This window comes from Clostridium sp. AF28-12 (assembly GCF_003435225.1).
GTDB classification, from domain to species: domain Bacteria; phylum Bacillota; class Clostridia; order Lachnospirales; family Lachnospiraceae; genus Pilosibacter; species Pilosibacter fragilis.
On the sequence record NZ_QWGJ01000037.1, the window covers coordinates 1 to 7,555 of the forward strand.

The following is a 7,555-nucleotide window of genomic DNA, read 5'->3' on the forward strand; positions in this document are numbered from 1 at the left end:
TCTTGGCAGCCCACCATTTGTTGTTTTTCCAGATTGCAAATCTGCAAGAATCATTCTGACAGAAGAAGCCTTTTTGCAGTTCTGCAACTTCACCGCCGCAGCGAGGGCATTTGCCCACCACCTCACGGGGCGGAGTGAACAGGTACTCAGTTCCCTTGATGACCTGATAAGTCCCCACCAGATCTTTCAGCATGGTGCTGATCCCGTCCAGAAACTCCTCTTGGGCAAGCTGCCCGCGCTCGATCTCACCCAGGCGATACTCCCACTCGGCAGTCAGAAGCGGCGATTGCAGTTGTTCCGGCAGCACCGTGATAAGGGATACTGCATCGTGGGAAGGAAGAAGCTGCACCGTTTTCCTGCTCTTTTTTCGCTCCAGAAAACCGGCAGATACCAGCTTTTCCAAAATACCGGCACGGGTGGCCGGTGTCCCCAGACCTTTTCGCTCGGCGTCCTCCGGCATATTCTCTTTTCCGGCAGTCTCCATTGCGGACAACAAGGTATCCTCCGTAAAGTGCTGAGGCGGACTGCTTTTGCCTTCTTTGACGATTGCCGCAGCAACCGAAAGGGTCTGGCCTTCGGTCAGCTCCGGCAGAGCTTTCTCTGCGCCCTCTTTTTTCGTCTCTGCATCCTTCATTTTGGCACGGTAAGCGTCCTCCAGTGCTTTCCATCCGGGATGCTTCACCGTTTTTCCTTTGGCGTTAAACTCCCCACCGGCACACGCTGCAATCGCAACAGTTTCCGAATAGATATGGGGCTGGGCTACGGCGCACAGCAGACGCAGGGCTACCAGCTCCAGCACCGCTTTTTCTCCCGCAGGAAGGGCAGAAAGGTCTGCATCCTTGAGATTTCTGGTAGGGATTACTGCGTGATGGTCGGTTACTTTCTTATCGTTGATTACCGTATGCGGATCACAGGTAATGGCGATCCCTTTGCGAAACGGCATGGCGTTGGCAACCAGATTGACCAGCACCGGCAGGCTGTCTGCCATATCACCGGTCAGATAGCGGCTGTCAGTACGGGGATAGGTGCAGAGCTTCTTTTCATACAGGCTTTGCAGATAGTCCAGGGTCTGCTGGGCTGTAAATCCAAGCAGGCGGTTGGCATCTCTTTGCAGAGTAGTCAGGTCATAGAGGGCGGGCGGCTTTTCGGACTTTTCCTTGCACTCCACCTTTTTGATTGTGACATTGGCGCCCTGACAGGCTTCTTTCAGCTGCTCGGCGCTTGCTCGGTCACTCATGCGCTCCCCGGATACGGTAAGACCGGGCAGCTCCAGCGCCACGGTATAAAAGGGAACCGGCTTAAAGGTGTCGATCTCAGCTTCTCGCTGGACAATGAGTGCCAGCGTTGGGGACATAACGCGCCCGATGTTGAGTGTGCGGTGATACAGCACGGAAAAAAGCCTTGTGGCATTGATCCCCACCAGCCAGTCGGCCTTGGCACGGCAGAGGGCAGCATCACGAAGTCCGTCATAGTCCGCACCAGGGCGCAGGTTTGCAAAGCCCTCCCTTATGGCGGAGTCCTCCATCGAAGAAATCCAGAGCCTTTTCATCGGCTTTTGGCAGCCTGCCAGCTCATAGACGCTGCGGAAAATCAGCTCGCCCTCGCGTCCGGCATCGCAAGCGTTTACCACCTCCGTCACATCCGGGGCATTCATCAGCTTTTTGAGAATATCAAACTGCTTTTTCTTATCTTTTCCTACCACCATCTGCCAATGTTCCGGCAGGATAGGTAGATCATCATATCGCCACTTGGCATACTTGGGGTCATAGCTGTCTGCATCCGCAAGACCGGCCAGGTGGCCCACGCACCAGCTGACACGCCAGCCGTTGCCCTCCAGATACCCGTCCTTACGGACGGTTGCACCGATCACCGCCGCCAAACTCTGGGCAACCGATGGTTTTTCGGCAATTACCAATTTATGTTGAGCCATGATGGTTCCTCCTCTCTTTGAGCCATCGGGACATTTCCCGGTGACAGATACCTACGCAGGGCCTTCCATAATTCCCGCAACCATAGCAGGGGTGGCTGTGGGGTAAAGAAGGAGGACGGGAAGTTTCCTTCCCGCCCTCCGGCCTGCGTGTCATCATGCGTTCATAGGGACTGTCTGTGAAACGGGTCATTTCACACTGTCCTCATCATCTTCTTCTGTGCTGCCCCCGTCAGCGTCCGGCTCGTCCGACTCCTCATCCTCGGTTTCCCATTCCTCGGAATCCTCCTCGCCATAATCATAATCGTCCAGACTGCCATTGCCCTTGGTCTTAGGCTTGTTCTTAACGAGCTTCAAGTAGGCAAATACGCCACCGCCACCAAGCAGAGCCAGCAAAAGGACTATCGCAGCCGGGTTCAATCCGGCAGGCTTCTCTTTTTCCGGCTCCGATGTTTCTGCCGGAGGTTCCGGTGCTTTGCCCGTACATTTACTCTTATCAGTTGCGCAGACCGGGCAGGCCGTATTGACTGCCCCTGCTTCACATTTTGTTGAACAGCTACACACAGCAGCCGGCTCCTCTTTGGGTTTTCCATCTTCCATCAGCGCCGCAAGGTCTGCATCGTCCACCTGATTCAGAAAGTGAACAGCAGTCTCCTTGGCCTCATTCGCCCTATCAATCAGGATGTAAAAGTAATTTCCAGCTTTGGTCGTAACAGTAATAAGCTGCTTATTGCCTCCAAAATCATCCACCAATGCCGCATTCCCCTCCGGTGTAAGTGCCGGTGCCGGTTCTGTTTCTTCCACAATCACATTGCTGTCATTGGTAGAATCCTCTGCCGGTGCCGCCGGAGCCTGTTCTGACCCCTGTGCGAATGCAGGGATCGTAAAGCCAAATGCCACAACCATTGTCAGGCAAAGGGCGGAAAGTGTTTTGCAAATTCTTTTATTCTTCATAAGCGGTAGCCTCCTGATTATTTGATTCCGACAGTTCTGTATCTCTGCCGTGGTTCATTCCACCGGAAAGCATAGCGTTCAGCTGTGCTGGAGTCATGCGTAACGCACGAACCATCTGAACGATTTCCAGATTCTCTGCCTCCGTTTTCTGTGCTTCCAGGGTCTTGAGCTTTTCCTGATATTCCGCAATCTTCTCACGGGTTTTCTCAATTTCCTGGTCGATACGTTCAATTTTGTTTTTTGCCATAACCGTTCACTCCTTTCCACAAAGTCTGTTACCAGTTCATCAGGCCGTAGCCCTTAATACTTTGATAATTCAGGTCATAACTTTTGATCTTGCAGGCATCGCCGGAATTTCCCTCCACAGTATAAACACGGCTGCCATCCGTACCGATCACGATACCCACATGGTCCGCTGTCCCATCCAAATCCCAGTCAAAGAAAATTGCATCTCCGGGAGCCAGATTGTTATAGCCTCTTGCACCCCATTGTCCATGAGACTGGAACCACGGAACACCTTGCCACTCACAGCCTGCAAAGCGCGGTTCACTTTTTCCAGCCTGGTTATAACACCAGGATACAAAGCAGGCGCACCACTCCACGCGGCTGTCAAAGCCATACCAGCTCCAATAAGGATAGCCGCCCACATTGCCGACCTGACGCTTGGCCAGCTCCACCAACTGCGGATTTCCGGGACGGGTTCCATTTACAAACTGTACACCGGTCAAGTCCTCGGAATTGCCCATGTCAGGGGAACCACCGCCAAACAACAGCGGCTTATTGCCCATGGTCTGTCGGTAAACCTGATACATTTCCATCTGCTCCGGGGTCAGTAACTCCGACGCCACAGCGGAAATGGGCTTGCTGGTGAGTTTCACATTCAAAATGTAATACTCATAGGGGACTTCTTCTGAGGTGGTCTCGCCGGTCTCCGGGTCGGTGGAGGTCTCCGTGCGGTAGCGAATCTCCACTTCCTCAGTAAGCGTCAGCTGATACTGTGCTGCAAACACACGCGCCAGCTCTGCCTGAGCGCTCTGCTGGGTGTAACCTTGCAAGACGGCAGACAGAAATGCTGCCAGCTCATGAGGGTCATGGCCGATCATACCAAGGTCATAGCGATACTCGTCATACCCTGGGTGGCTGCTTTCTATGTTGTCGATTTCCTCCTGCAACTGGGCTTCTCTGGCTGCATAATCTGCCTCCACCGCCAGCATTTCCGGGTCATCCGACGGATAGGTGGTGCCGGAGAGAACGGAACCGATGCTCTGCGCCATCATGGAGCAGGAGGACATGGTATTCATCAGCATACAGGTAATGAGGAACAAAACCCCTGCCATCAGGAAACCCTTCTTGTGGCGCATGACGAATGCCCCTGCCTGCTGTACCTTTTCTTTTACCGTCCTTGCGGCTTTTCCGGTTTTGGATGCAGCCTGGGCGGTATTTCCGGCAGTCTGACCGGCGTGTTTGGCGGCGGCATACTGCTTTTTGATGGCCTGTTTTTGCTGCCAGCGGGAAAGAGGGTTGCTGGCAAACTGGGGATTTTCCTGCAAAGATTTCTGGTACAGAACATTTACATTTGCCTTTTCCAGTTGGCGCTCTGCCTGTGCTGCTTTGCGGTACGGCTTCAGCTTGTGGCTGCGATAGCCCTCCCGCACCAGATAAGCGCCGGTCTCCACCGCTTCCTCGGACTTGTGGGCGCTTTCTACGCCCACATTGCCCTGCTCTGTTTCCCGGATCTCTTTGTGGAGCTTGCCCGCAACCAGATGGACGGGAGCTTCCCTGACTCCTTGAGAAACTTTGGAAGGTGGCTTTTTCTTGTCCTCAAAGGTCAGCTTCGAGGTCTTTTTTCCGGTATCCGGGTCAATGACCGTCTGCCTGACCTTTTTCTTTGGGATATTGGCCTGCGCCTTATCTGCTCTGGCTGCAGCTTTCTCCACTTTACGGATCGGCTTTTCCAGTGCAGGGTCAGACCGTTCCTCATCAGTAAAGCGCAGACGCGGTTCCTTATTCAAACCATTCCCCCAGCATGAGGGAGGACATCATGTAGTGCAGCTCTGCATAAATGGCCATTCCCACCGGATCGTTGAACATACAGCCGGACAGATAGGCATAAAACTGTGCCACCACATCGGACAGGATCTTCGCTTCGGTTCCTTCCAGAACCAGATCACCCATACCTTCCTTGGCACGGATGGCGCTCCAGACCTCTGCCAGACGGAGCAGCCCCACCTGACCGGTCTCATTAAGTTCGGCTGCCTGATCTGCCGCCGTGCGGCACTCACTTACCGCATCGGCCATGACTGTAAGCAGCTGGCTGCGCTGGGCATTTACCGCCCTGTCAAAAAACATCAGCGGATTTTTATTCAAAATGTTGGGGTTCATCATCATTCATCCTCCTTCTTTTTCAGTTCCTGGGGTTTGGTGGTCATAATGCGGTAAAGCTCGGTATTCTTCGGGAAGTGATCCACGAAAGGCAGGATTGTAGAGCCATAAAACAGCAGGCCCTCGCCCTCACCGGAGTGGGTCACATAAGATAATTGGTGTGTGGAAATACCCAGCTGCTTGGCGAGGATCTGACGGTCTCCGCCTGCCTGGTTGAGCATATACACGAAGTCGGAGTTTTCAAAGATGTTCTCCACCTCGCGGCTGCTCAAAAGGTCTTTGACATTCTGGGTGATACCTGTCGGAATACCGCCCCATTTGCGGAATCGCTTCCAGATTTCCACCGTATAAGCGGCGGTCTGCTCCTCCTTCAAAAGCAGGTGCATCTCGTCGATGTAGTAGCGGGTAGACTTGTGAGCGGCACGGTTGATGGTAACGCGGTTCCACACCTGATCCTGTACCACCAGCATACCGATTTTCTTGAGCTGCTTGCCCAGTTCCTTGATGTCATAGCAGACAATCCGGTTATCAATGTCCACATTGCTCTGATGATTGAACACATTCAAAGAACCCGTTACATAGATTTCCAATGCCGTTGCAATGTACTGAGCTTCTTTTTCTTCCTGCTCCCGCAGCAAGTTATAAAGGTCCTCCAAAATCGGCATATTCTCCGGCTTCGGGTCATTGAGATATTCGTTGTAAACCAACCGTACACAACGGTCAATAATGGTTTTCTGCACCGGCTGCAAGCCCTCCTTACCGCCCACGATCAGCTCACACAAGCTGAGGATAAAGTCAGACTTGAGTGACAGCGGGCTTTCATCATCCGAATAGTCCAGATTCAGATCCATCGGATTGATATAGTTGGTTGAAGTAGGTGAGATCTTGATGACCTGCCCATGCAGACGCTCAACAAGAGGTGCGTACTCCGCTTCCGGGTCACAGATAATGACATCATCACTGGTAAGCAAAAAACAGTTGGCAATTTCTCGTTTTGCGCTGAAGGACTTACCGGAACCCGGCGTACCCAGAATCAGGCCGTTGGGGTTTTTCAGCAGCTTTCTGTCCACCATGATGAGGTTGTTGGACAGAGCATTGATGCCGTAGTACAGAGCTTCTTTCCCGTTCTGGAACAGTTCCTGCGTAGTGAAGGGCACAAAGATAGCTGTGGAACTGGTGGTCAGTCCTCGCTGGATCTCAATCTGATTGAGACCCAGAGGCAGACAGCTCATCAGCCCTTCTTCCTGCTGGAAGTCCAGCCTGGTCAGCTGACAGTTATACTTCTGGGCAATAGAGCCTGCCTGAAAGATGTTGTTGCTAAGCTGACGGGGATTGTCCGCTGTGTTCAGCACCAGAAAGGTCAAAAGGAACATCCTCTCGTTGCGGCTCTGCAAATCCTGCAAGAGTTTTTTCGCTTCACTGCCGTAGGTAGCAAGGTCAGATGGAATGATGTCCATGTCGTATCCGGCACGGACTGCTTTTTTCTGTTCCTCGATCTTGCTGCGGTCCAGGTCGGTAATCTTTCGCTTTACCGTTTTGATGGCTTTCACCTGATCCACCGACTGAATGTGCATACTCACAATGAGCGAACTTTCCATATCCAGAAAATCAGCCAACAGACGGTCATTCAGCTCCGGTGCGAGAATCTGCAAAAAAGAAACAGCCCCGTATTTCTTGCCCATACGGAACTGCTTGCCGGTGCGAAACTCAAAGGAGCTTGGTGCAATAAAATCCTTTGTGGACAAACCGGAAGGAGCCAGCCAGTCCCATTCAAACTGAAACGGGAGTTGTTCATCCATGTGGAATACCGCATGAAGCTGAAAAAGCCTTTCTTTACCGTCCAGCGTTCTGGCAGCTACACCAAGACGCTTGAAGTTATTAAGTATATCGGTCTCAATACGCTCCAGACGGGGCTTGGCGGCTTTGATGCTGTCCGCGTCGATACCAAAGGTCAGATATTTGGTCTTGATGAGACCGTTGTTACCTCTGGCCAGCTGATTTTGCAGCATTGTGGTGTATTCCTCGCGGATACTGTCAAAGGCGTCCCTCTGGGGCGGGATGGAAATGGAGTTAGCAAAGGTCTCCTCCGATGCCGCAAGGTTCAAAAAAGACAGCTGGAAATGAATCGAGCTGTCAAAATAATTGAGGAAATCACACCAACCATCAAAGATTGCCGTCTTATCTTCGTTTTGGGAGAGCTGATAGTTGATGTCCTGAAACTGGATGGTCTTTGTGTAGTGGCTGTCCGATACGCGGCAGATTCCGTCCGGCCACATCCGTTCATAAGGGATA

Annotated in this window: 7 protein-coding genes; all 7 read right to left on the reverse strand. The window is 52.5% G+C overall.

Annotated features, from left to right (window positions below):
* Window positions 1-1,930, reverse strand: a 1,930-nt coding sequence (locus DWY93_RS16170) for a DNA topoisomerase 3 (protein WP_117472683.1), incomplete at its 3' end; no start/stop codon positions are given.
* Window positions 1,917-2,120: a hypothetical protein gene (locus DWY93_RS16175; RefSeq protein WP_009003368.1), complete on the reverse strand. Its 204-nt coding sequence runs from the start codon at window positions 2,118-2,120 to the stop codon at window positions 1,917-1,919. The genes DWY93_RS16175 and DWY93_RS16170, both read right to left, overlap by 14 nt.
* Entirely contained in the window at window positions 2,117-2,881 is a 765-nt protein-coding gene (locus DWY93_RS16180; protein WP_117472685.1) for a DUF4366 domain-containing protein, read from the reverse strand. Before DWY93_RS16180 ends, DWY93_RS16175 begins: the two co-directional genes overlap by 4 nt.
* Complete coding sequence (locus DWY93_RS16185) at window positions 2,871-3,128, reverse strand: DUF4315 family protein (protein WP_117472687.1); 258 nt, start codon at window positions 3,126-3,128, stop codon at window positions 2,871-2,873. The genes DWY93_RS16180 and DWY93_RS16185 overlap by 11 nt, the downstream gene beginning before the upstream one ends.
* 28 nt (window positions 3,129-3,156) lie before the next feature.
* Complete coding sequence (locus DWY93_RS16190; RefSeq protein WP_117472689.1) at window positions 3,157-4,893, reverse strand: CHAP domain-containing protein; 1,737 nt, start codon at window positions 4,891-4,893, stop codon at window positions 3,157-3,159.
* Window positions 4,886-5,269 carry a DUF3851 domain-containing protein gene (locus DWY93_RS16195; protein WP_117472691.1) on the reverse strand — a complete coding sequence of 128 codons (384 nt, stop codon included), beginning with the start codon at window positions 5,267-5,269 and terminating at the stop codon, window positions 4,886-4,888. Before DWY93_RS16195 ends, DWY93_RS16190 begins: the two co-directional genes overlap by 8 nt.
* Window positions 5,266-7,555, reverse strand: a 2,290-nt coding sequence (locus DWY93_RS16200; protein WP_347466492.1) for a conjugal transfer protein TraE, incomplete at its 5' end; no start/stop codon positions are given. The genes DWY93_RS16200 and DWY93_RS16195, both read right to left, overlap by 4 nt.